The sequence below is a fragment of the Alsobacter sp. P4_H11 genome (assembly GCF_056400925.1).
In genome coordinates this window covers 325,790-352,513 of the sequence record NZ_JBFUKI010000003.1, presented here as the reverse complement: position 1 = coordinate 352,513, position 26,724 = coordinate 325,790, and the positions used below count along the sequence as shown (strand labels likewise).

The 26,724-nt window shown below is 70.3% G+C and carries 26 protein-coding genes; 20 read left to right on the top strand and 6 right to left on the bottom strand.

Going from position 1 to position 26,724, the window contains the following annotated elements:
• The first annotated feature begins 7 nt into the window (after nt 1–7).
• Together AC1DSZ_RS07385 and AC1DSZ_RS07380 are read left to right on the top strand one after the other, a co-directional pair.
• Entirely contained in the window at nt 8–1,501 is a 1,494-nt protein-coding gene (locus AC1DSZ_RS07385; RefSeq protein ID WP_476837723.1) for an oligosaccharide flippase family protein, read from the top strand.
• Entirely contained in the window at nt 1,501–2,598 is a 1,098-nt protein-coding gene (locus tag AC1DSZ_RS07380; RefSeq protein WP_476837722.1) for a glycosyltransferase, read from the top strand. The genes AC1DSZ_RS07385 and AC1DSZ_RS07380 overlap by 1 nt, the downstream gene beginning before the upstream one ends.
• Here AC1DSZ_RS07380 and AC1DSZ_RS07375 read toward each other — a convergent pair.
• Complete coding sequence (locus AC1DSZ_RS07375; RefSeq protein ID WP_476837721.1) at nt 2,577–3,725, bottom strand: acyltransferase family protein; 1,149 nt, start codon at nt 3,723–3,725, stop codon at nt 2,577–2,579. The two genes, AC1DSZ_RS07380 and AC1DSZ_RS07375, sit on opposite strands and share 22 nt — an antisense overlap.
• A 133-nt stretch (nt 3,726–3,858) precedes the next feature.
• Here AC1DSZ_RS07375 and otsB point away from each other — a divergent pair, with 133 nt between their 5' ends.
• A complete protein-coding gene (gene otsB / locus AC1DSZ_RS07370; protein WP_476837720.1) occupies nt 3,859–4,635 on the top strand; it encodes a trehalose-phosphatase in 777 nt (258 codons plus the stop codon).
• Between the two features lie 4 nt (nt 4,636–4,639).
• On the opposite strand, the gene AC1DSZ_RS07365 is transcribed toward otsB, so the two are convergent.
• Complete coding sequence (locus AC1DSZ_RS07365) at nt 4,640–5,647, bottom strand: aldo/keto reductase (RefSeq protein ID WP_476837719.1); 1,008 nt, start codon at nt 5,645–5,647, stop codon at nt 4,640–4,642.
• 162 nt (nt 5,648–5,809) lie between these two features.
• On the opposite strand from AC1DSZ_RS07365, the gene AC1DSZ_RS07360 reads away from it, so the two are divergent.
• The 5 genes from AC1DSZ_RS07360 (at nt 5,810) to phoB (ending at nt 10,392) form a co-directional block, all read left to right on the top strand.
• The gene (locus AC1DSZ_RS07360; protein ID WP_476837718.1) at nt 5,810–6,067 is read left to right on the top strand and encodes a hypothetical protein; all 258 of its coding nucleotides are present in this window, start codon (nt 5,810–5,812) and stop codon (nt 6,065–6,067) included.
• A 201-nt stretch (nt 6,068–6,268) separates the two neighbouring features.
• Nucleotides 6,269–7,342 (top strand): malate/lactate/ureidoglycolate dehydrogenase, encoded by a 1,074-nt coding sequence (locus AC1DSZ_RS07355; RefSeq protein WP_188516202.1) that lies wholly within the window; start codon nt 6,269–6,271, stop codon nt 7,340–7,342.
• A gap of 94 nt (nt 7,343–7,436) precedes the next feature.
• The gene (locus AC1DSZ_RS07350) at nt 7,437–8,516 is read left to right on the top strand and encodes a lysylphosphatidylglycerol synthase domain-containing protein (RefSeq protein WP_476837717.1); all 1,080 of its coding nucleotides are present in this window, start codon (nt 7,437–7,439) and stop codon (nt 8,514–8,516) included.
• A gap of 10 nt (nt 8,517–8,526) precedes the next feature.
• Entirely contained in the window at nt 8,527–9,597 is a 1,071-nt protein-coding gene (locus AC1DSZ_RS07345) for an ATP-binding protein (RefSeq protein WP_476837716.1), read from the top strand.
• A gap of 90 nt (nt 9,598–9,687) precedes the next feature.
• Nucleotides 9,688–10,392 (top strand): phosphate regulon transcriptional regulator PhoB, encoded by a 705-nt coding sequence (gene phoB, locus AC1DSZ_RS07340; RefSeq protein WP_188516205.1) that lies wholly within the window; start codon nt 9,688–9,690, stop codon nt 10,390–10,392.
• Nucleotides 10,393–10,395: 3 nt separating this feature from the next.
• On the opposite strand, the gene argE is transcribed toward phoB, so the two are convergent.
• Together argE and apaG are read right to left on the bottom strand one after the other, a co-directional pair.
• Complete coding sequence (gene argE, locus AC1DSZ_RS07335) at nt 10,396–11,547, bottom strand: acetylornithine deacetylase (RefSeq protein WP_476837715.1); 1,152 nt, start codon at nt 11,545–11,547, stop codon at nt 10,396–10,398.
• A 23-nt stretch (nt 11,548–11,570) separates the two neighbouring features.
• Complete coding sequence (gene apaG, locus AC1DSZ_RS07330; RefSeq protein WP_476837714.1) at nt 11,571–11,963, bottom strand: Co2+/Mg2+ efflux protein ApaG; 393 nt, start codon at nt 11,961–11,963, stop codon at nt 11,571–11,573.
• 111 nt (nt 11,964–12,074) lie between these two features.
• Here apaG and AC1DSZ_RS07325 point away from each other — a divergent pair, with 111 nt between their 5' ends.
• Entirely contained in the window at nt 12,075–12,680 is a 606-nt protein-coding gene (locus AC1DSZ_RS07325; protein ID WP_476837713.1) for a CDP-alcohol phosphatidyltransferase family protein, read from the top strand.
• 6 nt (nt 12,681–12,686) lie between these two features.
• On the opposite strand, the gene AC1DSZ_RS07320 is transcribed toward AC1DSZ_RS07325, so the two are convergent.
• Nucleotides 12,687–13,223 carry a GcrA family cell cycle regulator gene (locus AC1DSZ_RS07320; RefSeq protein ID WP_476837712.1) on the bottom strand — a complete coding sequence of 179 codons (537 nt, stop codon included), beginning with the start codon at nt 13,221–13,223 and terminating at the stop codon, nt 12,687–12,689.
• A 468-nt stretch (nt 13,224–13,691) separates the two neighbouring features.
• On the opposite strand from AC1DSZ_RS07320, the gene AC1DSZ_RS07315 reads away from it, so the two are divergent.
• The 4 genes from AC1DSZ_RS07315 to AC1DSZ_RS07300 all read left to right on the top strand — a co-directional run bounded on the left by AC1DSZ_RS07315 (nt 13,692) and on the right by AC1DSZ_RS07300 (nt 17,752).
• A complete protein-coding gene (locus AC1DSZ_RS07315; protein WP_476837711.1) occupies nt 13,692–14,906 on the top strand; it encodes an acetylornithine transaminase in 1,215 nt (404 codons plus the stop codon).
• Entirely contained in the window at nt 14,903–15,835 is a 933-nt protein-coding gene (gene argF, locus AC1DSZ_RS07310) for an ornithine carbamoyltransferase (RefSeq protein WP_476837710.1), read from the top strand. The genes AC1DSZ_RS07315 and argF overlap by 4 nt, the downstream gene beginning before the upstream one ends.
• On the top strand, nt 15,832–16,791 hold the full coding sequence (locus AC1DSZ_RS07305) for an Hsp33 family molecular chaperone (RefSeq protein WP_476837709.1): 960 nt from the start codon (nt 15,832–15,834) through the stop codon (nt 16,789–16,791). The genes argF and AC1DSZ_RS07305 overlap by 4 nt, the downstream gene beginning before the upstream one ends.
• Nucleotides 16,792–17,113: 322 nt before the next feature.
• Nucleotides 17,114–17,752 (top strand): hypothetical protein, encoded by a 639-nt coding sequence (locus tag AC1DSZ_RS07300; RefSeq protein ID WP_476837708.1) that lies wholly within the window; start codon nt 17,114–17,116, stop codon nt 17,750–17,752.
• Between the two features lie 30 nt (nt 17,753–17,782).
• Here AC1DSZ_RS07300 and AC1DSZ_RS07295 read toward each other — a convergent pair whose 3' ends face one another.
• The gene (locus tag AC1DSZ_RS07295; RefSeq protein ID WP_476837707.1) at nt 17,783–18,643 is read right to left on the bottom strand and encodes a CE1 family esterase; all 861 of its coding nucleotides are present in this window, start codon (nt 18,641–18,643) and stop codon (nt 17,783–17,785) included.
• 192 nt (nt 18,644–18,835) lie between these two features.
• On the opposite strand from AC1DSZ_RS07295, the gene AC1DSZ_RS07290 reads away from it, so the two are divergent.
• From AC1DSZ_RS07290 to AC1DSZ_RS07260, 7 genes are all read left to right on the top strand, one after another.
• Entirely contained in the window at nt 18,836–20,170 is a 1,335-nt protein-coding gene (locus AC1DSZ_RS07290; RefSeq protein WP_476837706.1) for a tetratricopeptide repeat protein, read from the top strand.
• A gap of 16 nt (nt 20,171–20,186) precedes the next feature.
• Nucleotides 20,187–21,791, top strand: a complete 1,605-nt coding sequence (locus tag AC1DSZ_RS07285) for a thiamine pyrophosphate-binding protein (protein ID WP_476837705.1) — start codon at nt 20,187–20,189, stop codon at nt 21,789–21,791.
• Complete coding sequence (locus tag AC1DSZ_RS07280; protein ID WP_476837704.1) at nt 21,775–23,004, top strand: OpgC family protein; 1,230 nt, start codon at nt 21,775–21,777, stop codon at nt 23,002–23,004. The genes AC1DSZ_RS07285 and AC1DSZ_RS07280 overlap by 17 nt, the downstream gene beginning before the upstream one ends.
• 55 nt (nt 23,005–23,059) lie before the next feature.
• Nucleotides 23,060–23,740 (top strand): FCD domain-containing protein, encoded by a 681-nt coding sequence (locus AC1DSZ_RS07275; protein ID WP_476837703.1) that lies wholly within the window; start codon nt 23,060–23,062, stop codon nt 23,738–23,740.
• Nucleotides 23,741–23,749: 9 nt separating this feature from the next.
• A complete protein-coding gene (locus tag AC1DSZ_RS07270; RefSeq protein ID WP_476837702.1) occupies nt 23,750–25,162 on the top strand; it encodes an MmgE/PrpD family protein in 1,413 nt (470 codons plus the stop codon).
• Between the two features lie 72 nt (nt 25,163–25,234).
• On the top strand, nt 25,235–26,200 hold the full coding sequence (locus AC1DSZ_RS07265; RefSeq protein ID WP_476837701.1) for a Bug family tripartite tricarboxylate transporter substrate binding protein: 966 nt from the start codon (nt 25,235–25,237) through the stop codon (nt 26,198–26,200).
• Nucleotides 26,201–26,233: 33 nt separating this feature from the next.
• Complete coding sequence (locus AC1DSZ_RS07260; RefSeq protein ID WP_476837700.1) at nt 26,234–26,722, top strand: tripartite tricarboxylate transporter TctB family protein; 489 nt, start codon at nt 26,234–26,236, stop codon at nt 26,720–26,722.
• Nucleotides 26,723–26,724 lie beyond the last annotated feature (2 nt).

Genomic DNA, 26,724 nt, shown 5'->3' with positions numbered 1-26,724 from the left:
TTCCCCCATGCGCAAGCCCGCCGATTATTTCTTCTACCTGGCCGCGACGCTCGCGCCGCGCCTTGCCATGTTCGTTCTGCTGATCGTGCTCACGCGCTGGATGCCGGTGGCCGAATACGGGCTGTTCGTGCTCGTCGTCACGGTGGGCGAGATCCTCGACACGGCGCTCACCAACTGGATCCGCATCTATTCGCTGCGCACCGAGGCGGGCCTCAACGGCCTGCGGCCGCTCAGGCTCGGACGGCTGCTGGTGCTCTCCGGCGGAGCGACCAGCATCGGCGTCGCGCTCTCGTGGCTGGTCGCCACGATGACGGAGCCGGAGCGCACCTTCGAGTTCTGGATCGCGCTGGTCGCCTACACGGTCGGGCTCGGGCTGGTGCGGTTCGCCATCGTGCTTTTGCAGATCGCCAAGCGCCACTCGCAGATCGCCATCGTGGAGGGCGTTCGCGCCGTCGCGATCCTGGCGGCGGTCGGCGTCACGGCCGACATGACGCACAGCTTCTTCGCCCCCTCGGTGGCCCTGTCGCTGGCCAGCGGCGTCGTGGCCGCAGCCAGCCTGGCGGCGTCGTTCCGCACGCTGGCGCGGCCGCGCTTTCCCACGGTGGGCTACCTCGCGGCCCTGCGCTTCGGCGCGCCGCTGATCGTCACCGCGCTGCTGACCTGGGTGATGACCTGGTTCGACCGCCTCGTGATCAACCATTTCGCCGGCGCGGCCGCGGTGGGCCTCTACGCCGCCGCCTATGCGATCGGCCGGCAGCCGATCGAGCTCTTCATCGCGCCGCTGAACTCCTACACCTTCCCGATGCTGGTGCGCCGCTATGCGGCCGAGGGTCCGGCCGGGGCAGGGCGATTCCAGGCCGGCATGCTGGTGACCACCTGCGTGCTGTGCGTCGGGGCCGCGGTCGCGATTGCGGTGCTGGATACGCAACTGGCCGGGCTGCTGCTGCCCGAGGCCTACCGCGAGCACGCCGTGGCGCTGCTGCCCTCCATCGTGTTCGGCGCGGTGATGATCTCGCTGAAGTTCTTCGTGTTCGACAACGCCTTCTACACGGCCAAGCGCAACGACCTTTACCTGATCTCGATGGCGATCCCGGCCGTGGTCGGGGCCGTGACATCGGTGGCGATGATCTCGCGCTGGGGCATCGACGGGGCGGGCCTGAGCTTCGTGGTCACGACCACGCTCTCGACCTTGTCGAGCTTTCTTCTGTCGCGCCGCGTGCTGCCGTTCCGGCTTCCGGTCGCCCGCATCGCGCTGGTGCTCACGGCCGCCGGGATCGCCGGCGGGGTGCTGATGGCCGTGGAGACCATGCTGGCGGCAGGCAGCCCCTTCGTCCAGCTCGCAGCCGGCGGAACCGTGTTCGGCGTCGTCTATGCGGCCTTCCTGATGGCCTTCGGCTTCTCGATCCGCTCCGTCCTGCTCACCCCCTGGGCCCAGGGCGGCGAAGAGCCCGAGGACGTCGCCGACCTGGGCGCGATCCGGCCGGCTGGCGGGAGAGCCTGATGGCTCCCGTCGTCCTGCACCTCATCTCGTCGCTGCGCGTCGGCGGCGCCGAGCGCATGCTGGTGTCGCTGCTGTCGGCCGCCCGACGTGACGCTGAGGCGCGCTACGTCGTCTGCATCATGAACGACGAGATCGACCCCGGCCTCATGGCCGAGCTGGAGGCGTGCGGCTTCCCCTGCTACCGCCTCGGACGCCCGGAGGGGCGGCTACATCCCCGCTACATGCTGGAGCTCGTGCGCATCGTCCGGCGTCACGGCGTCCAGGTCGTGCACACGCACAACGAAGGCAGCCGCAAATGGGCCATGCTGCTGCGGCTCGCCCGCCCGCGGCTCAAGGTGGTCTACACGCTGCACTGCCTCGGTTTGGCGGAGCGCTACGGCGCCATGGCGCGAAAGCTCTACCGCACCGGCGTGGACGCCACCGTGGCGATCTCCCGGGCGACGGCCCGCGAAGGCAGCGCGATCGGGGCGCGGCGCCTTGTCGAAATCCCGAACGGCGTTGAACTCGAACGGTTTCGCGGCGCCCGGCGCGAGCGCTTTGCAGATGGGCCGCTGCGCCTGCTTCAGGTCGGGCGCTTCAATCCCGAGAAGGGGCAGGACATCCTGATCCGCGCCCTTTCAATTTTGAAGAGCCGCGGCGTCGACGCCGCGTGCACGCTGGCGGGCGTCACGCTGGGCGCGCGGGATCCCTGGGTCGCCGAGTTGGAGGCGCTCGCGCAGGAGCTTGGCGTCGCCGACCGCGTCCAGTTCGTGTTCGGCCGCACCGATGTCGAAAACCTGCTTCGCGACGCCGACATCTGCGTGATGCCGTCGCGCTCGGAGGGCTTCGGCCTGGCGCTCGTGGAAGCCATGGCGGCCGGCGTCCCGGTCGTGGCCGCCCGTGTGGGAGGCCTCGCCGCCCTTGTGCAGGAAGGCGTGAACGGCCTCCTATTCGCCTCGGAAGACGCCGGCGGCCTGACGGACGCCCTCGCGCGGCTGGCCAACGACCCGATGCTGAGGCGCAGCCTCGCGATGGAAGGCGCCGCCTCGGCCGAGTGCTACGGCATCGACGCCACCTTGCGGGATCACGCCCGCCTCTACGCCGATCTCGCCGCCTGACCGGACGCCTGCGCGGCGCCCTCGTCCTCCAGGGCGGGACGAACATGCGAGCCGAAGCGGCGCCTCAGCGCGAAGAAGGGCTGCTCCACGAGCCTGTAGGACGCGAACGCAATCGCGAAGGCGAGCCCGATCCCGAGCCCATAGGCCAGCGCCAGCCGCCAGCCGCCGCCCGGCACGAGGCCGAGCGCGATCTCGTAGCCGGCGAAATGCCACAGATAGAGCGAGTAGCTGAGCTTGCCGGTGGCGACCAGCGGGGCGCTGTTCATGACGCGCTGAACAATCCCGCCGCTGCGCGCCGACACCACCGCCAGGATGATCGGGACCAGGGCGATCTCCTGCACGCTGTAGCGCAGCGTCTGGCGGAACCACGGGTCGCGGATCACGAAGGTGAGCGCCAGCACGGGGAGGGCCAGCATGGCGACGCGCGGATCGCGCAACAGCCCCGGCAGCCCCGCCGCCGGGCTGCGGTGAACGATCGCCGCGAGCGCGCCGGCCAGAATGCCCTCGATCCGGCACTCGGTCGCCATGCCGGTGTAGTCCACCGCGACCGCCGGCCAGACCGCCGACACGCCGATGCGCGCCGCCAGCGACACGGCGCAGAGCGCCAGCAGCGCGGGCGCGAGCCGTCGGCCGGCGGCCAGCACGGCAAGGAGCAGCAGCGGATAGAACGCGTAGAAATGCTCCTCCACGGCCAGCGACCATAAATGGCCGCCGATCCCGTCGAGCCGGTGCGGCGCGAAGATGTTCACGTAGTTGGCGAAATACAGCAGCGCGCTGGCGGCACCGAGCGGGTCCACGGGCTCGCCGGCCGCATAGCCGACGAGCGCCATCACGGCCACATAGGCGATCAGCGGCGGATAGAGCCGCAGCATGCGCCGGGCGTAGAACGACCCGATCGCGATCGTGCCAGTGCGGTCGACCTCGTCCAGCAGCAGCCGCGTGATCAGGTAGCCGCTGATCGCGAAGAACACCGTGACGCCGAACACGCCCGGCACCAGGCCTTGCAACCCCGCATGCGAGATCATCACGATCAGGATGCTGATCGCCCGCAGGCCGTCGAGGCCCGGTATCGTTGAGGGATTGCGCTGGTCCGCCATGAGCAGACAGGCTAGGCCGGGGGCGTTCACATTCCCTTCTCGGTGACCCGCAATCGCAACCCATGGTTGAGAAACCACAAAAGTCGACAGCGAAGCTCGCTTCGAACCCTGCCCGCCCTCGCGCGTTGACGCCGCGCCCACCCCATCCAGAGAGCCTGAAGCCATGACCCTGTCCGAGCCCGGCCCCTCACGCGCTCCCGCCGGCGGGCCGGACGCGGACGGCTTCGCGCTGTTCCTGGATTTCGACGGCACGCTGGTGGATCTCGCCCCCCGGCCGCAGGACGTTGTGGTCGCGGCGGGCCTCGGCCAGACGCTCGAACGGCTGCGCGATCGCTGCGGCGGCGCCCTCGCGCTTGTGAGCGGCCGGCCGATCGCCGTGCTGGACGAGTTCCTGGCTCCCCACGTCTTCGACGCCGCCGGCCTGCATGGCGTCGAGACCCGCCATGCCGGCAAGTTCCTCGCGGGCGCGGGCGCCGACGATCCCGTGCTGCGCGACGTAGCCGAGCGGCTCAGCGCCTTCGCCAAGCGTCACCCGGGATTGCTGCTGGAGGACAAGGGCCGCTCCGTCGCGCTCCACTGGCGTCTCGCGCCCGAGCTCGAGGACGAGGCCGTCGCCCAGGCGGGCGCCGCGATGGAGCGCCTCGGGCCGGGCTGGCGCATTCAGACCGGCAAGAGCGTGCTCGAAATCCTGCCCGCTTTCGCCAGCAAGGCCGGGGCCGTGCGGGCCTTTCTCGACATGGACCCGTTCCGTGGCCGCCGCCCGGTTTTCGTGGGCGACGACGTCACGGACGAGCACGGCTTCCAGGCCGTGCTCGAATTGGGCGGCCTCGCGATCCGGATCGGGGACGGCCCCACCATCGCGCCCTTCCGCCTGCCGAGCCCGACGGCGTTCCGCGAACGGCTCACCCGGTGGGCCGAGGGCGCGCCGATCGAGGTCTAGAGCCTCAACCGCGCGTCGGCCGCCCCTCGAGCGGATAGGCCGGATCGTTGTAGCCCGGGGTCGACGGGTGGCCGGCCGGCACCAGCCGGTCGATCAGCGCCTCGTCCTCGGGCGTGAAGCGGTAGTCCAGCGCCGCGAGGTAATCGGCCCATTGCTCCTCGGTGCGCGGTCCGCCGATCACGCCCGTGACGAAGCGGTTGTTCAGCACCCAGCCGATCGCCAGGTGGGACGCCGACGCCCCCTTGGCTTCCGCGTGCCGGCGCACCTCCTGGGCGATCTCCAGCGACTCCGGCCGCCATTCGGTCTGCATCATGCGGGCGTCCTGCCGCCCCGCGCGGGTCCCCTCGGGCGGCGGCCGGGCGGGATCGTATTTGCCCGTCAGCACGCCGCGCGCCAGCGGACTATAGGGCACCACGCCGAGGCCGAAATGGCCGCAGGCCGGCAGATGCTCCACCTCCGGCATGCGGTTCATGGCGTTGTAGTAGGGCTGGCTCACGACCGGGCGGTCGATGCCGAGCTCGTCCGCGATCCGGCAGATCTCCGCCACCCGCCAGCCGCGATGGTTCGACAGGCCGAAATAGCGGATCTTGCCCTGCCGCACGAGGTCGCCCAGCGCCCGCACGGTTTCCTCCAGAGGCGTGTCGTGGTCTTCCTTGTGCAGGTAGTAGACGTCGATCACGTCCGTCCCGAGCCGGCGCAGGCTGGCCTCCGCGGCTTCCATCACGTAGCGGCGCGACAGGCCGCGCCCGTTCGGGCCCTGGCCCATCGGATTGCCGACCTTGGTGGCCAGCACCCACCAGGAGCGCTCGTTCTTGATGGCGCGCCCGACGATCTCCTCGGAGCGGCCCTCCGCATACATGTCGGCCGTGTCGATGAAATTGACGCCGGCCTCGCGACCGCGCGCGACGATGCGGTTGGACGTCGCCTCGTCGGTCTGCGCGCCGAACATCATCGTGCCCAGACACAGGGGCGAAACCTTCAGGCCGCTGCGGCCCAGCGTGCGGTAGTCCATGGCGCGTCTCCTTGTTCCCGGCCGGATGGTCGGCCGACCCGCGTCCGTTTGCAATGCATGCGGCCGCGCCCGAGCCGCCCATTTGACGCAGGGCGGAACCGGTCCCGCGCGGCGGGATTGACCAGCACGACACGACAAGGATTGCGCGACACGGAGGCCGCCATGCCGCAACCCGCCATCGACATTCCCTCGCCGGGGCCGCCGCCCATTCCGGGCGTGATCCCCGGCCGCGATCCTGCTCCGGGCGGCAACATTCCGTCCGAGACCCCGCCCGCGCCCGACCCGGACGAACCCGCGCCGCCGAGCGGCCCGAACGATCCCTACCCGGCCGAGGAGACGCCCATTGGCGATCCCCGAGGTCCCGGCTCCGAGCCGGACTACTTGCCCGGCCAGCCGACCGATCCCGGAACACGTTTCTGAGTTCGCGAAGCTGGAACGGGTCGCCCCGGGTCCGCCGTCCTCCTCGGACCCGGGGCTCGCCCCGCCAGGCTATTCCTCTGCCAAGCGCCTCGCGCAGAGCGGCCCCTCGCGGGCTTTTCCAGCCTTGCCAACGGGCTCCATCCCCGTAACCTTCGCGCCGAAACAGCCCTGGCAAGGGCAGACGCGAGGGTGGTGACGCCGATGGCGCAGGAATTGAGGATCAAGGACGCCGATTTGCGCGCCGCCGTGCGCGCGCTGTTTGCGGCGGCGGGGTCGAGCGAGCGCGAGCAGCGCCTCGTCGCGGACCATCTGGTCGAGGCCAACCTGCGCGGCCATGACTCGCACGGCGTCGGCATGATCCCGGCCTACATCACGAATTTCTCCGCCGGCGAGATGAAACTCAACGCCGCCCCGACGGTGGCGGTCGACACCGGCTCGCTCCTGGTCTGCGACGGAGGCATGGGGCTCGGCCAGACCATCGCGCATGATTCCGTCGCGCTCGCGATCGACCGCGCCAGGCAAAACGGCAGCTGCATCCTCTCCCTGCGCAACAGCCATCATATCGGCCGCATCGGCCACTGGTCGGAGCAATGCGCAGCCGAGGGGCTGGTCTCGCTGCATTTCGTCAACGTCATCAGCGATCCCGCCGTGGCGCCGTTCGGCGGCCGCGCCGCCCGCATCGGCACCAACCCGATTTCGATCGGCATTCCGCGCCGCGGCCAGGAGCCGATCATCGTCGATTTCGCCACCAGCAAGCTCGCGGTCGGCAAAGTGCGGGTCGCCTACAACAAGGGCGTCGACGTCGCGCCCGGCGTGCTCCTGGACGGGGAGGGCGAGCCCACCACGAGCCCGGCCGCATTGTTCGAGGAGCCTCGCGGCACGCTGCTGCCCTTCGGCGATCACAAGGGCTGGGGCCTGGCGCTGGCCTGCGAGCTTCTGGCCGGCGCGCTCTCGGGCGGCGGCACGCAGCACCACCCCAAGCGCCGGCAGGCGATCGTCAACAACATGTTCTCGGTGGTGGTTTCGCCCGACGCCGTCGGCACGGCCGAAACCTTTTTTCCGCAGATCGACGCCTTCATCGAGTGGGCCCGCACGCCCCCGCCCGGGCGCGATCCCTCCGTGCTGATCGCTGGCGAACCCGAGCGCCGCACCCGCGCCGAACGCCAGCGCGACGGCGTGCCGGTGGACGTGACCACCTGGGAGCAGATCGGGCAGGCGGCGGACGCCGTCGGCCTGCCGCGCGAGGAGTTGCAGGCGCTCGCCGGCCTGGCCTGAGCGGCGCCTCCGGCCCGCGCCGGGGCTTGCGGGGCCGGTCCGGTGCGGCCATAAGGAGCCGCCGCGAGGGCCGCGGCCCAGCATGGACCCAGGAATGACACGCATGCAGGAGCGCTCGGGCGACGAGCTGCCCGAGCCCGGCCCGGTCGTCGCCGGCTCGCCGAGCGGCAGGCTTGGCGGCCCGAACGCGCCGCGGGGACGTTGGGCGTGGATCGGCGCCGGCGCGAGCGTGCTGCTGTTCGTGATCTCCGCCGTGGTGCTCTGGCGCATCCTCTCGGAGGTGAAGCTCGCCGACGTGCGCGCCGCCTTCGCGAGGACCGAGCTCGAGAACCTCGCTATCGCGCTCGCCTTCGTCACGCTGAGCTACACGCTGCTTACCGCCTATGACGCGCTGGCGCTGCGCCAGCTCAAGCTGCGTATCCCGTTCCGCACCACCGCGCTGGGCTCCTTCACCAGCTATGCCATCTCGTTCACGCTCGGCTTCCCGCTCGTGACCGCCGCCACGGTGCGCTACTGGATCTACGCGCCGCTCGGCGTGTCGCCCGGCAAGGTCGCGAGCCTGACCACCATCGCGGGCCTCACCTTCCTGCTCGGCATGGGTACGGTCGTAGGCTTCGGACTGATCTGGCAGGCGCCGGCCATTTCGGATATCAACCATCTGGCCGTGAACGCGAACCGCCTCATCGGCGCGGCCGTGCTGGCCGTGATCGCCGGCTACCTGTTCTGGGTCGGGGCCAAGCGGCGGGCCGTGCGGGTGCAGCGCTGGCGGCTGGAGCTGCCGAGCTTCCGCGTCTCGCTCGCCCAGATCGTGCTCGGCGCGGCGGAAGTCTGCTGCGCCAGCGCGGTGCTCTACGTGCTGCTGCCGCCCGGCTACGGTGTCGAGTTCCAGACGCTGGCTGCCATTTACGCCTTTGCGTGCATCCTCGGCATCGTCAGTCACGCTCCGGGCGGGCTTGGGGTGTTCGAGAGCACCATGCTGCTGGCCTTCTGGCGCCTGCCCTATGGCGGCATGATCGGCGCGCTGCTGCTGTTTCGGATCTGCTATTACCTCATACCCTTCGTTCTCGCACTGGCGCTGCTCGGCGCCATGGAGATCGTCCGCCGGGTGAAAGCCTTCCGGGCCGACGAGAGCGAGGATGAGGACGACGACGAGGTCGAGGTCGGATCGGGCTGAGGGGCGAGGGATGGACGACGTCGCGCAGGACCCACCGTCGCCGCCCGCGCGCGACGCGTTCGTGGCGTCCGTGCTGGAGGCGATCCCCGACCCCGTGATCTTGGTCGACCCCGTGCTCACGGTGGTGCTTTGCAACGCCGCCGCCCGGCGGACATGGCGCTTCGTCGCCCCCGGCAAGCCGCTGTCCTTCGCGCTGCGCGCCCCGGCCCTCATCAGCGCCGCCGAAGCCGCTGTGCGGGGCGAGGGGCCGATTTCCGACGAGTACGACGAACGCGTCCCCGTTCAACGCGTGTTCTCCTTCCAGGCCTCGGCCCTGCCGGGAGACGCCAGGGAGCCCGGCGAACCCGCCGCCCTGATCGCGTTTCGCGACCTGACGGAGGCGCGCCGGCTCGAAAAGATGCGCGTCGATTTCGTCGCCAACGCCAGCCACGAGCTGCGCACCCCTCTCGCCTCCCTGCTCGGCTTCGTCGAAACGCTGGAGGGCCCGGCCAAGAACGACGCCACGGCGCGCGAGCGCTTTCTCGCCATCATGCGCGCCCAGGCGCAGCGCATGTCGCGCCTGATCGACGACCTCCTGTCGTTGTCGCGCATCGAGATGAGCGAGCACCGCCACCCCGACGCGCCCGTGGACCTCGCCGCCGTGGCCCGCCAGGTGGTCGACACGCTGCGGCCGCTGGCCGAGGACAAGGGCGTCGAGATCCGCGTTCACGCGCCCGGCCCGGTGATCGTGCCGGGGGACCGGGACGAGCTGCTGCGCGTCGCCGACAACCTCGTCGAAAACGCCATCAAGTATGGCCAGGCCGGCAAGCTGGTCGAGATCACGATCGACAGCGTGCAGGATGGCGGCCGGCCGCACGGGCGCTTGTCGGTGCGCGACCATGGCCCCGGCATCGCGCCAGCCGACCTGCCGCGCCTCACCGAGCGCTTCTACCGCGCCGAAACGGGCGACAAGAGCGGCACCGGCCTCGGCCTCGCGCTGGTGAAGCACATTGCGACCCGCCACCGCGGCCGCCTCGCGGTGGAAAGCCGCCGCGGCGAGGGCTCCACCTTCCGCGTCACGATCCCGCAGTCGAATCCCTAGACGGCTCCGCCCGCAAGGGTTGCGGAGTGTAATATGAATGTCATGGACCGGTCATACACAGCAGGCTGTGAAGCATCCGGAGACCGCGTGATGGCGTCCGCCCCATTCATCCTGATCGTCGAGGACGAGGAGGCGCTGACGCTGTTGTTGCGCTACAATCTCGAGGCCGAGGGTTATCAGGTCGACGCCGTGGCGCGCGGCGACGAGGCCGACATCCGCATCCGCGAGCGAACCCCCGACCTGATCCTCCTTGACTGGATGCTGCCGGGCCTTTCCGGCATCGAGCTGTGCCGGCGGCTGCGCCAGCGCCCTGAGACGCAGCGCCTGCCCATCATCATGCTCACCGCGCGCGGCGAGGAGAGCGAGCGCGTTCGCGGCCTCGCGACCGGGGCGGACGATTACGTCGTAAAGCCGTTCTCGGTGCCCGAGCTGGTCGCCCGCGTCCGCGCCCTGCTGCGCCGGGCCTCCCCCGAGCGGGTCGCCAGCATGCTGGAATCCGGCGACATCGCGCTCGACCGCGAAACCCGCCGGGTGCGCCGCAGCGGCCGCGAGCTGCGCCTTGGGCCCACCGAGTTCCGGATGCTGGAATTCCTGATGGAGAAGCCCGGCCGCGTCTTCACGCGCTCGCAGCTGCTCGACGGCGTCTGGGGCCTCGACAGCGAGATCGACGAGCGCACCGTCGACGTCCACGTCGGGCGCCTGCGCAAGGCCATCAACCGCCCGCGCGAGAAGGACCCGATCCGCACCGTGCGCGGCTCGGGCTACTCCTTCGACGAGACCTTCGCGCGCCGCTAGGCTCTACTGCGCCGCGCAGCTCGCGATCAGCCGCCGGATGAAGCCGACGCCGCGCTCGATTTCGTCTAGCGTGATGTACTCGTCCGGCTGGTGCGCCTGGTTGATGGAGCCCGGCCCGCACACCACGGTGGGCAGCCCGTTGCGCTGGAAGTGCCCGGCCTCGGTGCCGTACGGCACCGTCATGGTCTGGTTGCGGCCCGCGAGCCGCAGCGCCAGCGTCTCGGCCGCGGAGCCCGGATCGGGTGCGAGCCCCGGAACCGCGACCTCCAGCAGCGTTTCCACCGAGCCCGGCCAACCCCACCGCGTCAGGCGCGGAACCACCACGCGCTGCGCGTAGTCGTCCAGCATGCGGGCGACCTCTTCCTCGTCGGTCCCCGGCACGCCGCGCACCTCCCACTGGAAGTGGCAGATCTTCGGCAGGATGTTGCGGGCCGTTCCGCCGTTCACGGTGCCGACATGCACCGACGAATAGGGCGGGTCGAAGCGCCCGGTCGGGTCGCCCTTCTCGCGGTACACGTCCGAGATCCGGTCCAGCTCCTGCAGCAGCCAGCCGGCCGCGAAGATCGCGTTGGAGCCAAGCTCGGGCTTGGCCGAATGCGCCTCGTAGCCGTGCACATAGGTGTTGAACGTCACCACGCTCTTGTGCGCGTCGGCCACCTGCAGCTCGGTCGGCTCGCCCACGATCACGGCCTGGGGCCGCGGCAGGTCCACGCCCATGCGCCGGATGGTGTCCACCACGCCAAGGCAGGTGAGCTCCTCGTCGTAGCTGAGCATGATGTGGATGGGCGTCTTCAGCGCCGCCGCCTGCATCTCGGGCACGAGCGACAACGCGATGGCCGCGAAGGCCTTCATGTCCACCGCGCCGCGCCCGTAGGCCTTGCCGTCCGCGACCCGCAACGTGAAGGGATCGCTGGTCCAGGTCTGGCCGGCGACCGGCACCACGTCGGTGTGGCCCGACAGCACGATCCCGCCGCGGTCCGTAGCGCCGATCGTGGCGAACAGGGCGGTCTTGTCGCCGGTCTCGTTGGGAACGCGCACCGACGCCACGCCGAGGTCGGCGAGGTAGCGCTCCACGAAGGCGATCAGCTCCAGGTTGGAGCGTGAGCTTTCGGTGTCGAACGAAACGAGGCGCTCCAGCAGGGCGAGCGGCGTCATCGCGGATTTTCTTGCGGCGGCCATCAGTGCATCACCCGGCGGCGATTGGGACTATCGAGCGAGAACGCCGGAATGCTCACGTCGAAGCTCGCTCCATCCTCCGTCTTCATGCCGTAGGATCCCGACATGATGCCCTCGGGCGTCTCCAGCGGGCAGCCACTCGTGTATTTGAATGTCTCGCCGGGCGCGAGCGTCGGCTGCTTGCCGATCACGCCCTCGCCGCGCACTTCCTTCACCGCCCCGGTGGCGTCGCGGATGTGCCAGCAGCGCGTCAGCAGGGTCACGGTCTCGGTTCCGAGATTTTCGACCTCGACCGTGTAAGACCAGAAGAACTGCTTCTTTTCAGGCGTCGACTGGTCCGCCATGTAGGCGGGCGTGACGGTGACCTGGATCTGGCGGGTAACGGCGCGATACATCGTCGCGTGAACTCCGGCGCGGGGGGGAGAAGCGCTCGCGTCCTAAAGCATTTCGACGCGAAGTGGAATCGGCTTCGCTCCGCCGGCGGGCCTCGGGAGCGTGGAGCAGCTATGTTGGACGGAATGGCGCGACGGCTGATCGACCCGCCCCTGGCGCTTATGGCGGGCCACTGCATTCGCCTCGGCCTCGGCGCGGACGCGATTACCGGGCTGGCGCTCTGCTTCGGGGTCGCGAGCGCTGCCGCGATCGCGGCGGGTGATTTCGGGCTCGGGCTGGTCCTTATGGCGTTGGGCCGGCTCGGCGACGGCCTCGACGGCGCGGTGGCGCGTCAGACCCGGCGCACGGATCTGGGCGGCTTCCTCGACATCGTCTCGGATTTCGTTTTCTACGGCGCCGTGCCGCTGGCCTTCGCGTTTGTCGCGCCCGACGCCAATGCGCTCGTGGCCGCCACGCTGCTGTTCAGCTTCTACGTGAACGGCGCGACCTTCCTGGCTTACGCGACGGTCGCCGGGCAGCGTGGGCTGCAGACGACGTCGCGCGGCCTGAAGTCCATCTACTTCACGGCCGGGCTGGCGGAGGGGGCCGAGACCATCGGGTTCTTCGCCCTGATGATGCTGTTCCCCCAGGCCTTCCCGACGCTGGCCGTGATCTTCTCGCTCATGTGCCTCGTCACGGCCGCCAGCCGCGTTCTGCTCGCCTGGCGGACGTTCCGATAATGGCGCCTAGCGCATTCCCCCGGCCCGGGCCGCTGCGCGGCGACGGTCCATGGAAGGCTGGTAGGCGACCTGCGAGTGGAAGTTGCAGTAGGGCGTGCCGGTCGGCGACTTGGCCCCGCAGAACCGGAAATCTTCGCTCGTCGGGTCGCCATGCGGCCAGCGGCACATGCTCTCGCGCAGCTCCATGATGGTGACGCGCTCGGACATGGGGATCACCACGTCCGTCATGGGCGTGGGCGCGAGCTCCATGATGGGCGCCGCCATCTGCATGGCCTTGGGGGCCACCGCCAGGTTGCCGCGCACCACGGGAGCCGAATGCGTGTGGCTCATCGGATGGCTCGGCGCGCGTGTCGGCGCCTTGCGGGGACGAGCCTGCTGGGGCGCCGGCGCCTTCGCGCGGCCCGAAAGGCCGAGCCTGTGGACCTTGCCGATCACCGCGTTGCGGGTGATCCCCCCGGCCAGCTCCGCCGCGATCTGGCTGGCGCTAAGCCCCTGGTTCCACAATTTTTTAAGGAGTTCGACCCGTTCATCGGTCCAGGACATCGGCCTCGGTCTCCGTATCTGAATGTTGCCTCTGTGGACTTCGCCGCCGGCTCTTGAGGCCGATCTGTCGCGTCGTCCGCCTGTTCATTCGCCAGCCGAATCCTCCCGCGTTCGCCGCTCCGCAACGGCGGAGCACGGGACTCAACTTCGACCCAACTACGTGGTTTGCCGCACCACATGTCGTATCCGACAAGTGGAAACCTACGATATCGCGTGACTCTGCCGCAAGAGTCCGGCGCGTATCGGCCGGCGGCGAGGCGCGTTTTCAACAAGGATCGTGGCAGGAAAGAGTCGGTCGCGGGGTTGACCTGCGCGGCGCGTTGCGCATCGGCGCCAAAACCTTCGAAGATCTAGGCTGCGGCTCGTTTCATTGACAGAAAACGCGGCCGTCCTCATAGTTCGGCCGCGCCGCCCCGGTCGGGCGGCGCTTCCTATTTCTAAGGTTCAATCGAGGAAAGATCGTTCGCCATGGCCGAAGAGAGCCTTCATCCGTCGCCGCTGCTTCCGAACTTCGCGCGCGCGGACCTCTCCTTCGAGCGAGGAGAAGGCCCCTGGCTCTTCACGGACCGAGGCGAGCGTTACCTGGACTTCGGCGCCGGCATCGCCGTGAACGCGCTCGGGCACGCCCATCCGCACCTCGTGAAGGCGCTGGCCGACCAGGCCCAGAAGGTCTGGCACGTCTCTAACCTCTACCGCATCCCGGAAGGCGAGAAGCTCGCCCAGCGGCTCGTGGACGCGACCTTCGCGGACACGGCCTTCTTCTGCAATTCGGGCGCTGAGGCCAACGAGGCCGCCATCAAGATGGCGCGCAAGTACCACGCCGTGAACGGCCAGCCCGAGCGCTTCCGCATCATCACGGTGGAAGGCGCCTTCCACGGCCGCACGCTCGCGACGCTGGCGGCCGGCGGGCAGCAGAAGTACCTGGAAGGCTTCGGCCCCAAGGCCGAAGGCTTCGACCAGGTGCCCTATGGCGACCACGAGGCGCTCAAGGCCGCCATCACGCCCGAGACGGCCGCCATCATGGTGGAGCCGATCCAGGGCGAGGGCGGCGTGCGCTCCATCCCGCCGCAATGCCTGCGCGGCCTGCGCCAGCTCTGCGATGAACACGGCATGCTGCTGATCTTCGATGAGATCCAGACCGGCGTCGGGCGTTCGGGCAAGTTCTTCGCGCATGAGCGCGCCGGCGTGACGCCCGACATCATGACGGTCGCCAAGGGCATCGGCGGCGGCTTCCCGCTCGGCGTCTGCCTCGCCACCCGCGAGGCCGGCAAGGGCATGACGGCGGGCACGCACGGCACCACCTTCGGCGGCAATCCGCTCGCGATGGCGGTCGGCAACGCGGTGCTGGACGTCGTGCTCGAGGAGGGCTTCCTCCAGCGCGTCGAGCGCATCAGCCTCGTGCTGAAGCAGCGCCTCGCCGAGCTGAAGGATCGCCACCCCTCGGTGATCTCCGAGATCCGCGGCGAGGGCCTCCTGCTGGGCGTCCGCACGGTCGTGCCGAACACCGCGTTCGCGGCGGCCGCGCGCGAGGAGCACCTGCTGCTCGTGCCCGCCGGCGACAACGTCGTGCGCCTTTTGCCGCCCCTTACCATCACGGAGGCCGAGGTCGCGGAGGCGTTCGATCGTCTGGACCGCGCCTGCGTGCGGATTGAGGCCGGGCAGAAGACGGGAGCGGCCGCATGAGCGCGCCGGTCCGTCACTTTCTGGATCTCACGGCCCTGCCGGGCGATGAGCTCAGAACCATCATCGACGCGTCCGCCGCCATGAAGCGGGCGCGCCGCAAGGGCGAGCACGCCGCCCGGCGTCCGCTCGCCGGCAAGACGCTGGCGATGATCTTCGACAAGCCCTCGACGCGCACCCGGGTGTCGTTCGATGTCGGCATGCGCGAGCTCGGCGGCGAGACCATCATGCTCACCGGCGCGGAGATGCAGCTCGGCCGCGGCGAAACCATCGCCGACACGGCGCGCGTGCTGTCGCGCTACGTCGACGCGATCGTGATCCGCATGCTCGACGCCAAGGCGGTGGCGGAGCTGGCCGAATACGCCACCGTGCCGGTGATCAACGGGCTGACGAAGCTGTCGCATCCCTGCCAGGTCATGGCCGACGTCATGACCTACGAGGAGCACCGCGGGCCCATCAAGGGCAAGACGGTGGCCTGGGTGGGCGACGCCAACAACGTGCTCGCCTCCTGGGTGCACGCCGCGGCGCGCTTCGACTTCCGCCTCAACATCGCCGCGCCCGAGCAGCTCGCTCCCTCGGCCGACCTGCTGGCCTGGGCCCGGCGGGAAGGGGCCCGCGTGGCCGCCATGGAGGATCCGCAGGACGCCGTCACGGACGCCGATTGCGTCGTGACGGACTGCTGGGTGTCGATGGGCGACGAGGACGCGGGTAGACGCCACAACATGCTCGCCCCATATCAGGTGAACTCCAAACTCATGAAGCTCGCCGACGACAAGGCGATCTTCATGCACTGCCTGCCCGCCCACCGCGGCGAGGAGGTGACGGACGAGGTCATGGACGGACCTCAATCCGTGGTGTTCGACGAAGCCGAGAACCGGCTGCACGCCCAAAAGGGCGTGCTGGCCTGGTGCCTCGGGGCATTGGATCGATGACTGACACGCACCCAGAGCTCGACGACCTCGTACTGCCCTTTTCGGTAGAACCTCTCGAAGCCCGCGGCCGCATCACGCGGCTCGGGCCGATGGTGGACCGGATCCTGGAGCGCCACGCCTACCCGCCGCAGGTGGCGCGGCTGGTCGGCGAGATGGTGGTGCTGGCTGTGCTGCTCGGCACCTCGCTGAAATTCGAGGGCCGCTTCCAGCTGCAGACGCGCACCGACGGCGCGGTCGACATGCTGGTGGTGGACTTCGAGGCGCCCGACCGCGTGCGCGCCTATGCGCGCTTCGACGCCGAGCGCCTCGGCGCGCTGCCCGCCGACGCCAATCCGGCGACGCTGCTCGGCCGCGGCCACCTCGCGCTTACCATCGACCAGGGCTCCGACATGTCGCGCTACCAGGGCATCGTCGCCCTGGAGGGCCAGTCCATCGAGGACGCCGCGCACCAGTATTTCCTCCAGTCCGAGCAGATCCCGACCCGCATCCGCATCGCGGTGGGCGAGACGCTGGCGGGCGGGCGCCATGCCTGGCGCGCCGGCGGCGTGATGGTGCAGTTCCTGCCGTCCTCGCCCGAGCGCCAGCGCCAGGCCGACCTGCCGCCCGGCGATGCGCCCGAGGGCGCGACTGCGCATGTGGTGGACGAAGACGACGCCTGGGTGGAAGCCCGCTCGCTGGTCGAGACCGTGGAGGACCACGAGTTGCTCGACCCCACGCTCACCAGCGAGACGCTGCTCTACCGGCTTTTCCACGAGCGTGGCGTGCGCGTGTTCGAGGCCCAGACCGTGATCGAGCGCTGCCGCTGCTCGCGCGAGCGCATCGTCGGCATGCTGCGCCAGTTCTCGCCGGAGGAGCGCCGCTCCATGGTGGGCGACGACGGCCGCATCGGCATCACGTGCGAGTTCTGCTCCACGCACTACCAAGTTGAGCCGGCCGAGGTCGGCGTCGAGGACTGAGCGGCTTCGAGCCGAATTGAGCGATCACAAGCCGGAGAGCCGCGCCCGCCGCGCGTTCACCGGCGCGTGAGGCGGCCGTGGCGGAAGCCAGCTGCGAAATCCAGCGGGCGAAGCTGAAGCGTAAGCGCGGCAAGCACTTCGCTGGTTTAATGACGCCCAGCGCTGTTCACACCGCCTCCTCCGGCGCCCGGCGCCGTCGCGTCATCACCCATCCTGCTCCGGTTTTCGTGATCCCGCCGCCTCTGGCCGAAGCCGGGCGGGCGTGTCTTCGTGATCGTGCGACGGCGACAACAGCCGCTCGGCCCATCTCGGGGAGGCGCACATGACCATGGACACCACGCTGCGGCCGGCGCTTCCGGCCATTCCGAGCCGGCGCGCGATCGCGTGGCTTCTGATCGGCGGGTTCCTCGGCCTCATGGCCTGGGAAATCTGGGCGCGGTTCATCACGCCGCTGATCCTGGGCGGGCCGCTGGAGCCGGCCGAATTGGTGATCTCGCTCGTGCGCCGCTGGACCGGCTACGAGCTGGCGCGCTTCCCGGCCGAGGTCGCCCACTACACCATCGGCATCGTCGGCTACCCGGTGCTCTACTACATCGTGTCGCGCAGCCTGAAGAACTGGGCGCTGGTGCTCGATATCGGCGTCTGGGCGCTGTTCACGCTCTACATCGCCGGCGTCGCGTTTACGGGCGGGCTCATGGGCGGGCTGGTGCTGTTCTGGCTCTTCGTCACCGCTCTCACGGCCACGCGCTTCATCAACCCGAACAGCCTCCTTGCGGATTGCCTGAGCTGGGGCTCGTTCACCTGGTTCAACGCGCTCGGCATCATGGCGCCGCTGGCGGGTCTCCCGTTCCTGCTGCTGGAATGGGGCGGCGGGCTCTCGTTCATGAGCTACGCCGGCCACATCATCTTCGGCTTCGTGGCCTCCCTGGTGTTCGAGATGAAAGCCGGGCGCCACGCCTGAGCGGCGGGGCCGCCCTCGGGGCGGCCTCGTTCAGGGCTTCAGGGCCGCGCCGTTCGGGCGGGCCGGCAGGCTCTCCATCCAGCGGAACGCATCCGCGACCCAGCCCGCCTCGATCTCGTGCTCGCCGGCGTGGAGGCACAGCATCAGCTCCCTCCCGCTGGAGCAGTGGCTCGCCGACCATGTGCGGCAGGCGAGGGCGCCCTGCTGCGCCTCCTGGTCCGGCTCGGCCGCGCAGCCGTCGATGCTGCGCCACAGCGCCATGCCGCGCAGCACGTCGCCCTGCTGCAGCGCGCCGCCGCGCAGCACGCGGCCGGCCATCGGCACCGTGCGATCGGCCAGCCCGTGCACATGCCGCAGCGACACCGGCCCGCCCGGGCAGTTCTCCGGCTCCGGCATCCAGAACGCGCCCGCGACGGGCGCGAACGCCGTGAAGCGGCCGGGCGTCTGGCAGGCGAGGTTCCACACCATGGAGCCGCCGACCGAGAAGCCGGTGGCCAACACTCGCCCGTGGTCCACGGGCCAGCGGCGCTCGACGTCGTCCAGCACGCGGCCGACGAACGCGATGTCGTCGCGGCCCGGAAACGCCTTGGACTGAAACGACCAGGACAGCGCCGTCCCGTTCTCGGCGCGCCCTTGCGGCGCCACCAGGATGGCCCCGACCCCCGCGACCGCATCGGCGAGCGCGGCGTCCGCCATCACGCCTTCGGCGGAGCCCGAATAGCCGTGAAAGAACATCACGACAGGAAGCGGCGCGCGCCCGTCCCACCGCGGCGGAACGCGGGCGTAGTACACGCCGTCGCTCACCGCGCACGGGCTCCGGGCGTCGCACGCCAGGGCGCCCGAGGCGCAAGACGCCAGCATGGCCGCCAGTACGCATAGGGATCCGCGCATGGGCGCTCCTCCTGATCGGCCGGCAGCCTAGCACCAAGACGGCGGCCGTCATTGGGCTCACGGCCGCATCACGTGAACGTGTCGGCCGCTCACGGGGTTGTTCGTGGCGTCGGTCACCGGCGCGAGGTCCCCTGCGAGCAAGGTTCTCGTGAGAGCGAGTTCCTCGGAACCGTGCCCCCGGAGATCTGTCGCATGATCGTTGACGCTTACGGGGGCCGGCACTCCACCGGCAGTTCGGCCGCCGTCAAGGCTTTCGAGCAAGCCATCGCGAGCGTCGCCAGCCATCGGCCCGGCGCGGCCGAGGCGCTGGACGCAGCTTTGGCGGCCGATCCGGATCTCATCGCCGCGCATGCGCTGCGAGGCTTCGCGGCCGTGATCCTGGCTCGGGCCGAATGCCTGCCGGGCGCCGCCGCAGCCCACGCTGCCGCGTCGGACGCGTTGTGCCGGCGCAGCGCCCCGACGCCGTCCGAGATCGTGCTGGTTCGCGCATTGGCGGACGCGCGGGCAGGCCGCCTGTTGGCGGCGGCCGACCGGCTCGACCTCCATCTCGAAGATTGCCCCGCGGATTTCCTGCCGCTGAAGCTGTCGCATTCGCTGCGCTTCATGTCCGGCGACCTGCCCGGCATGCTCGCGCTGACCTCCCACGTGCTGCCGGCCTGGACGGACGAGCGTCCCGGCGCAGGCTTCGTGCTCGGCTGCCACGCCTTCGGGCTGGAGGAAGCCGGCGCGCTCGGGCCGGCGGAGCTGTGCGGCAGGCGGGCCGTCGCGCTGGAGCCGGGCGACGCCTGGGGGCTGCATGCGGTGTCGCATGTCCACGAAACGCAGGGCCGGACCCGGGAAGGGGTCGCGTGGCTGGAAAGCTCGCGCCCGCGCTGGTCGGCTTGCAACAATTTCCGCTTCCACATGTCCTGGCACCTTGCGCTCTTCGAGCTCGAGGAGGGGCGCGTCGAGCGGGTGCTCGGCCTCTATGACGACGAGGTGCGGCCGACCCAGACCGACGATTTCCGCGACGTCGCAAACGCCGCCTCGCTGTTGTGGCGGCTCGCCCAGGAGGGCGTGGACGTGGGCCAACGCTGGGCGGAACTCGCCGACGTGTCCCGGCGCCGCACGCGCGACGTGACGCTCGTATTCGCCTCCCTGCACCACCTGATGACGCTGGTCGGCGCCGGCCAGCACGGCGAAGCCTTGGCGTTGGCGAACACCATCGCAGCCCCCGCCGACTGCGGCGATGACCAGGCATCCGTCGCCGTCCGCGTCGGGCGCGATCTCGCCCAAGTCATCCTCGATCTCGGCGACGCCGGCACGATCGCCCGGGCGGCGGCCGCGTTGCCGCTGCTCGGCGGCAGCCACGCCCAGCGCGACGTCTTCCTGCGCACGCTGGCGCTGGCGGCCGCCGACCGCGGCGAGCGCGACGCCATGGCGGTCGTGATGGGCTGCCGGGCCGCCTTGCGCCGGGAGGATCGGTTCTGCCAACTGGCGCATCAGCGCTTGGCGCGGGCCGAAGCCGCCCGCAAGCGCGTCGCCTGAGCGCAAGGTCGACCTCATGAACCGCATCGCAGACCGCATCGCCGCCACGCTCCACGCCGCCGGCGTCCGCCACGCCTTCGGGATGCCGGGCGGCGAGGTCGTGACCCTACTGGACGCGCTGGAGCGCGCAGGTATCCGCTTCGTGCTGGCCCGCAACGAAACCGCAGCCGCCATGATGGCCGCCGGCGCCAGCGTGGTCGGCGGCGCACCGGGCCTGCTGGTGACCACGCTCGGCCCCGGCCTCGCCAACGCGGTGAACGGTGTCGCGGACGCCGCGCAGGAGCGCACGCCGCTGCTGGTGATCTCCGGCGTGGTGGAGCGCGCGATCCGCGCCCGCTACACCCACCAAGTCGTCGACCACGCCGCCATGCTGCGGCCCCTCGTGAAGGCGTCGTTCGAGATCGAGCCCGAAACCGCCGAGGCCACGATCGCGCGCGCGCTGCGGCTCGCCGCCACGCCGCCTTTCGGGCCCGTGCATCTCGACCTGTCGCCCACCACGGCCGCGCTTCCGGCCCAGGGCGCGCCCGCGGCCCACAACGGGGCTTCCCAGTTGTTGGCGCCCGATCCGGCCGACCCGGCAGTCGCGGCCGTGCGGGATCGCCTCGCCCGGGCCGAGCGCCCGCTGCTGATCGCCGGCTTCGACGCCGCCCGGGGCGGGGCGGCCGCCGCCATTCGCAAGCTGGCGGATACGCGGCGCATCCCGGTGATCACCACCTACAAGGCCAAGGGCGTCCTCGACGAGAACCACCCCTGCAGCCTCGGCGGGGCCGGGCTGTCGCCCCTTGCCGACACGATGCTGCTGGGCATGGTCCGCGACGCCGACCTCGTGCTGCTCGCCGGCTACGACCCGATCGAGATGCGCCCCGGCTGGCTTGGCGTCCCGCCCCATCCGGAGCGCGTGGTCGAACTCGGCTGGCCGGTCGATCACGCCATGCACGAGGCCGGGCTGCGCCTGTGCGGCGACCCCGCCCAGCTGCTCGCCGCCGTCGCGCAAGGTTGCGCCCCCGGCGAGAGCTGGCCCGGCCGCGCCGTGGCGGACGCCCGGGCGGCTCTGGCCCACGCTTTTGCATCCCCGGCGCACTGGGGCCCGCACGCCGTGTTCGAGACGCTCGCCGAAACGGCGGGCGACGCCACCGTCACGGTGGACAGCGGCGCCCATCGCATTCTCCTGAGCCAGATGTGGCGCGCCTCCCGGCCCCTCTCGCTGCTGCAGTCGGCCGGCTGGTGCACCATGGGCAGCGCCATTCCGCTGGCGATCGGCGCGGCCCTGGCCGAGCCCTCCCGCCGCGCCGTCGCGGTGCTGGGCGACGGCGGGCTGGAGATGACGCTCGGGGAACTCGGGACCATCAGGGATCAGGCCTTGCCGATCACCATCCTGGTTCTGCAGGACGAGAGCCTCGGCCTCATCGAGCTGAAGCAGGCGGCGGCCGGCCTCGCCCGCACGGGGGTCACACTGGGGCGCACCGACTACGCCGCCGTCGCGCGAGCCTTCGGAGGGCTTGGCGTCGAATGCCGCGACCGCGCCTCAGTGCGGTCGGCTCTCGCGGAGGCGGCCGGCCGTCCGGCGTTCACGCTGATCACATGCCCGATCGACGCGAGGGCCTATGTCGACCGTATCTGACGCGCCCGCCTCGCCGCGGACGCGCGATCCGCGCCTCGATTTCTTTCGCGGCATGGGCATGTGCATCATCCTGATCGCCCATATTCCGTGGAATCCCTGGACCAACTGGATCCCGGCCCGCTTCGGCTTCAGCGACGCCGCCGACATGTTCGTGTTCTGCTCCGGCATGGCGTCCGCCATCGCGTTCGGGCGCGTGTTCGCGCAGCATGGCTGGCTGATCGGGACGTTCCGGATCCTGCACCGGCTCTGGCAGGTCTACTGGGTCCACATCTGCGCCTTCGTGACCGTGCTGACGCTCGCGATCGCGCTCGATCATGGGCTGAACGTCGACCACTACGTCCGCGAGGAGCTGAAGCTGCAGCCGGTGCTGGACGACCCGCGCACCTATCTGGTGAACCTGCTGACGCTGCGCTTCGTCCCGAACTATTTTGACATCCTGCCGATGTACCTCGTGGTGCTCGCGATGACGCCCGTCGCGATGGCGCTCGCCCTCGTGAGCCCCGCTCTGGTCGGCGTCGCCTCCTTGGGCCTCTGGCTCGGCGCGCAGGCCGGAGTGCTGGAGCTCACCGCCGACGCGTCCACCGGCCGGCCGTGGTTCTTCAACCCGTTCGCGTGGCAACTCCTGTTCTTCACCGGCTTCGCCTTCGCGCGCGGCTGGCTGCCGGCCCCGCCGCGCGACAGGCGGCTGGCGCTTGCCGCAGTCGCGCTCGTGTTGGTCGGGATCCCGCTCGGGTGCCAGAACGAGTTCCAGTGCTATGCGGGCTTCGGCGCTTTCCCGGCGCTCGGGGAGGCCCATGAGGCTCTGGGCCCCCTGATCGCGAAGACCAACCTCGGTCCGCTGCGCTACCTGCATTTCGTCGCCACCGCCTATCTGGCCTTTCTGGCCGTAGGGGAGGGCGGGCGCCGCCTTTCCGGTCGCGTGCCGGACGTGCTCCGGATGATCGGCAAGCAGACGCTGGCGGTCTTCCTCACCGGGCTGGTGATCGCGCAGGGGCTCGGCGCCATCCTGGACGTCGTCGGGCGAAGCCCGATCTCCGCGCTGCTGGTGAACCTCGCCGGCCAAGTGATCCTGCTGATTGCGGCCCTGATCGTCACCGCGGTGAAAAGCCCGCCCTGGCGCAAGCCGCCCGTCCCGGATCGTCGAACCTCGGCGCATGCGGCCGCCCGGCCGGCGCAGGGCGCCCAGGTTACCCAGACGGCGGCGCCCGGTTAAACTGCTGTCGTCTGAAGATTGTTGACAATCGACAGCGACCGGGCATGATGCGCCCATGTCCGCGCATGAAGCCATCGCGTTCCTGAAGAGCCGGTCCCTGGGCGTTCTGATCGAGCCCGAGATCGAGCGGATGATCATGTCCGGCGAGATCAAGCCGGGCGACCGCATCAACGAGAACGCGCTGGCGCTGCGCTTCGGCACGAGCCGCGGGCCGATCCGTGAGGCGCTGCGCTCCATGGAGGCCGGCGGCCTGGTGGCGCTTGTGCCCAACCGCGGCGTCTATGTTCGCAGCCTCGATCTCGCCACCGCCTGCGCGATCTACGAGGTCCGCGCCGCCCTGTTCGGCATGGCGGGACGCTGCGCGGCCGAGCGCGCCGGCGAGGATGAGATCGGCAAGCTCGACGCGCTCGTGGCCGAGATGGACCGCGCCGTCGAGGCGGGGGACTTCGAGACCTACTACCCGCTGAATCTCGCCTTTCACCAGGCCATCCTGGCGGCGTCCGGCAATCATCTGCTGGCGGCGCAATACGCCAGCCTGATCAAGCAGCTCCACCTATACCGGGCGCGCAGCCTCGTGCAGGGCGGCGGCTTGCACGTGTCCAACCAGGAGCACCGCGCCATGGTGGACGCCATCGCGGCGCGCGATCCCGAAGCCGCCTACCGCACCCATTTCGACCACGTGATGCGCTCGCTGGACCGGCTTCGCGCCGCGCCGGCGGCGCACGCCGCAACATAAGGCCAAGCCATGACGTCGCGCCCCATGACCGCGGAAGCGATCCGCTTTATCGAGACGGTCCGATACGAGGACCTGCCCGAGGAAGCGCTGCGCATCGGCCGCCGCTGCATGGTCGACACGCTCGGCCTCTATCTGGCCGGCGGCCTGGAAGGCTCCGTCAAGATGCTGGCGGCGGACGCCATCGAGAATGGCGGGCGGCCGGACGCCTACGTGATCGCGGGCGGAAACGCGAAGGCCCCGGCGGCCTTGGCGGCCCGTGTGCTGGGCACGGCCGGCCATGCGCATGACTGGGACGACACGCAGGTGTCGCACGACCCGCGCCACGTTTACGGGCTGCTCACGCACCCCTCGGTGCCGCCGCTCACCGCCGCGCTCGTGATGGCGCAGCGCCTCGGCGGCGTCGACGGCAAGCGGTTCATGCTCGCGTTCCAGGCGGGCTTCGAGGTCGAGTGCAAGATTTCGGAGTGGATGAAGGACCGCCACTACCGCCGCGGCCACCACACCAGCGGGACGGTCGGGACCTTCGGGGCCGCCACGGCCGCCGCCAAGCTGCTCGGCCTCACCGGCGACAAGCTCGCGCATGCGCTCGGCATTGCGGCGAGCTTCGCGGCCGGCATCCGCTGCAACTTCGGCACCATGACGAAGCCGCTGCATGTGGGCCGGGCGTCCGAGAACGGCGTCACGGCGGCGCTGCTGGCGGCGCGCGGCTTCACGGCCGATCCGGAGGCTCTGGACGGGCAGTGGGGCTTCTGGGCCGTGATGGGCGAGGGCGCGGACGAGAGCAAGTTCGAGCAGGGTTTCGGCAAGACGCTCACGATCGTGGACCCGGGCGTCAGCATCAAGCCGTACCCGTCCGGCATCCTCACGCACCAGTCCATGGACGCGATGCTGAAGCTCGTGCGTGAGCACGACCTCAAGCCCGACCAAGTGGAGACCATCCGCTTCTACGCCGGCAAGAACATCACCGAGCCGATCCGCTACCCGGTGGCGCAGAACCACCTGCAGGCCAAGTTCTCCATGCCGGCGCTGCTATGCATGATCGTGCTCTGCCGCCGGGCCAGCCACCACGAGTTCGAGGACCGCTTCGTGGCCGGCGCCGCCATGCAGGACATGCAGCGCCGCACGCAGGTGATCGTCGACCCGGAGATCGACGCCAAGGGCTACGACCTGATCCGCTCGCGCATCGAGGTCGACACCCGGGATGGGCGCACCCTCACGCAGTGGGCGGACGAGCGCTATCGCGGCGGGCCGCTGAACCCGATCAGCGACGCCGATCTCGAAGGCAAGTTCCGCATGTGCGCCGAGGGCGCCATCGACGACGCCCGGCAGGACCAGCTGCTCGAAGCCGTGCGCGGCCTCGACAAGGCGGCCGACGCCGCCAGGCTCGCCGAGCTGATGATCTACGACGCTGCCGCCCGCTAGGGCGACGACGTCTCGACGGTGCGGCCCACAAGGGCCGCAGGGCGCTCCGGGAATGCGCCGAGGGAGGAAGTCATGGGCAAGCTCAAGGCAGCAATGCGGCTCGCCGTGGCGGCGGCCGCTGTCGCGTGCGGGATCGGGACGGCGCAGGCCGCGCCCGAAGCCTATCCGCAGAAGGTCGTCACGCTGGTGACGCACTCCAGCCCGGGAGGCGGCAGCGACGTCTTCCTGCGCGAGATGATCAAGTACCTGAACCGCTACATCGACGCGACATTCGTGGTCGAGAACGTGCAGGGCGGCAGCGGCGCGCGCGCCATGTCCAAGGTCGCGACCGCCAAGCCCGACGGCGCCACCTTCTACGCCATCACGCCCACCTATGTGTTCACCTCGCTGATGAGCAAGGTGCCGAGCACCTACAAGGACATGCAGCCGGTCGTCACCGTGTTCTCGGACGCCGAGGTGCTGTTCACCCGCACGGACGGCCCGTTCAAGTCGCTGAAGGACGTGATCGCGCACGCCAGGGAAAAGCGCGGCCGCTGGGGCGTCGCCAACCCGGCGTCGCTGGAGCGCCAGGCCGCCGAGCGCCTGAAGAAGGCCGCCGGCGTCAACGCCGCGATCGTCTCGCACGAGGGCGGCGGCGACATGATGATCAACGTGCTCAACGGCACGCTGGATGTCGGCGTCGGCGAAATCCAGGAGCTACGCTCGCAACTGGAGGCCGGCAAGGTGCGCCTCGTCGCGACCTTCAACAGCAAGCGGCTCGACGGCTACCCCAACGTCCCCACCGTCAAGGAAGAGGGGTTCGACGTGGTGGTGCAGAAGTTCCGCGGCCTCGCGGGCCCGAAGGGCCAGTCGCCCGAGGTGCTGGCGATCTGGGAGCGCGCCATGCGCAGCCTGATCGCGGACCCCGACTACAAGAAGGTCTACGCCGCCGAAAGCCTCGTGCCCGAGGTGCAGGGCTCCGCCGGCGCGACCAAGCTCGTCGACGATTTCGCGGCCGAGTCCGAGGCCTTCCTCAAGGAGGCGGGCGCGGCCAAGTAGCCGCCGCCGCCTCGAGCCGCAGGAGCGCGGGTCATGCATAAGGACATCCAGAGCGGCCTCGTGGTGGCCGCCGTCGGGTTCCTCTATCTCTGGGGCCTGCGCGGCATCACCGAGACCACGCTGTCGGACGAGGTTGGACCCACCGGCATCCCCTATCTGCTCGGGATAGGCCTCGCCCTGACCGGGCTGCTGATCGCGGCGCGCGGCGCGCTCGTGGCCCGCAAGGCCCAGCCCGCCGTTCTCGCCGCTCCTGCGCCTGCCGACGACGACGAGGAGGCCGACGCCCCTGCCTGGCGCGCCATGAGCTTCCTCGGTCTCGGCGTCCTGTTCATCGGCGCGGCCTGGCTGGCCGGCTACGTGGCGGCCGGGATCGTGCTGCTCGCCGCCACGGCGACGTTCGAGGGCATCCGGCCGTCGGCCCGCCTCGCCGTGCTGGCGGTCTGCGGCGCGGTCGGCTTCTGGATCGTGTTCGTGAAGCTGCTCGGCATCGACCTGCCGCACGGCGTGCTGTTCGGAGGCTGAGG

Excerpts from the sequence above, each read along its gene's own strand:
- AC1DSZ_RS07365 (WP_476837719.1), bottom strand. The coding sequence starts at position 5,647 with ATGGACTACCGCACGCTGGGCCGCAGCGGCCTGAAGGTTTCGCCCCTG.
- AC1DSZ_RS07380 (WP_476837722.1), top strand. The coding sequence starts at position 1,501 with ATGGCTCCCGTCGTCCTGCACCTCATCTCGTCGCTGCGCGTCGGCGGC.
- AC1DSZ_RS07275 (WP_476837703.1), top strand. The coding sequence starts at position 23,060 with ATGTCCGCGCATGAAGCCATCGCGTTCCTGAAGAGCCGGTCCCTGGGC.
- AC1DSZ_RS07315 (WP_476837711.1), top strand. The coding sequence starts at position 13,692 with ATGGCCGAAGAGAGCCTTCATCCGTCGCCGCTGCTTCCGAACTTCGCG.
- otsB (WP_476837720.1), top strand. The coding sequence starts at position 3,859 with ATGACCCTGTCCGAGCCCGGCCCCTCACGCGCTCCCGCCGGCGGGCCG.
- AC1DSZ_RS07260 (WP_476837700.1), top strand. The coding sequence starts at position 26,234 with ATGCATAAGGACATCCAGAGCGGCCTCGTGGTGGCCGCCGTCGGGTTC.
- argE (WP_476837715.1), bottom strand. The coding sequence starts at position 11,547 with ATGACGCCGCTCGCCCTGCTGGAGCGCCTCGTTTCGTTCGACACCGAA.
- AC1DSZ_RS07295 (WP_476837707.1), bottom strand. The coding sequence starts at position 18,643 with ATGCGCGGATCCCTATGCGTACTGGCGGCCATGCTGGCGTCTTGCGCC.
- AC1DSZ_RS07355 (WP_188516202.1), top strand. The coding sequence starts at position 6,269 with ATGGCGCAGGAATTGAGGATCAAGGACGCCGATTTGCGCGCCGCCGTG.
- AC1DSZ_RS07385 (WP_476837723.1), top strand. The coding sequence starts at position 8 with ATGCGCAAGCCCGCCGATTATTTCTTCTACCTGGCCGCGACGCTCGCG.
- argF (WP_476837710.1), top strand. The coding sequence starts at position 14,903 with ATGAGCGCGCCGGTCCGTCACTTTCTGGATCTCACGGCCCTGCCGGGC.
- AC1DSZ_RS07290 (WP_476837706.1), top strand. The coding sequence starts at position 18,836 with ATGATCGTTGACGCTTACGGGGGCCGGCACTCCACCGGCAGTTCGGCC.
- AC1DSZ_RS07360 (WP_476837718.1), top strand. The coding sequence starts at position 5,810 with ATGCCGCAACCCGCCATCGACATTCCCTCGCCGGGGCCGCCGCCCATT.
- phoB (WP_188516205.1), top strand. The coding sequence starts at position 9,688 with ATGGCGTCCGCCCCATTCATCCTGATCGTCGAGGACGAGGAGGCGCTG.
- AC1DSZ_RS07345 (WP_476837716.1), top strand. The coding sequence starts at position 8,527 with ATGGACGACGTCGCGCAGGACCCACCGTCGCCGCCCGCGCGCGACGCG.
- AC1DSZ_RS07305 (WP_476837709.1), top strand. The coding sequence starts at position 15,832 with ATGACTGACACGCACCCAGAGCTCGACGACCTCGTACTGCCCTTTTCG.
- AC1DSZ_RS07265 (WP_476837701.1), top strand. The coding sequence starts at position 25,235 with ATGGGCAAGCTCAAGGCAGCAATGCGGCTCGCCGTGGCGGCGGCCGCT.
- AC1DSZ_RS07285 (WP_476837705.1), top strand. The coding sequence starts at position 20,187 with ATGAACCGCATCGCAGACCGCATCGCCGCCACGCTCCACGCCGCCGGC.
- AC1DSZ_RS07320 (WP_476837712.1), bottom strand. The coding sequence starts at position 13,223 with ATGTCCTGGACCGATGAACGGGTCGAACTCCTTAAAAAATTGTGGAAC.
- AC1DSZ_RS07270 (WP_476837702.1), top strand. The coding sequence starts at position 23,750 with ATGACGTCGCGCCCCATGACCGCGGAAGCGATCCGCTTTATCGAGACG.
- AC1DSZ_RS07280 (WP_476837704.1), top strand. The coding sequence starts at position 21,775 with ATGTCGACCGTATCTGACGCGCCCGCCTCGCCGCGGACGCGCGATCCG.
- apaG (WP_476837714.1), bottom strand. The coding sequence starts at position 11,963 with ATGTATCGCGCCGTTACCCGCCAGATCCAGGTCACCGTCACGCCCGCC.
- AC1DSZ_RS07300 (WP_476837708.1), top strand. The coding sequence starts at position 17,114 with ATGACCATGGACACCACGCTGCGGCCGGCGCTTCCGGCCATTCCGAGC.
- AC1DSZ_RS07325 (WP_476837713.1), top strand. The coding sequence starts at position 12,075 with ATGTTGGACGGAATGGCGCGACGGCTGATCGACCCGCCCCTGGCGCTT.
- AC1DSZ_RS07350 (WP_476837717.1), top strand. The coding sequence starts at position 7,437 with ATGACACGCATGCAGGAGCGCTCGGGCGACGAGCTGCCCGAGCCCGGC.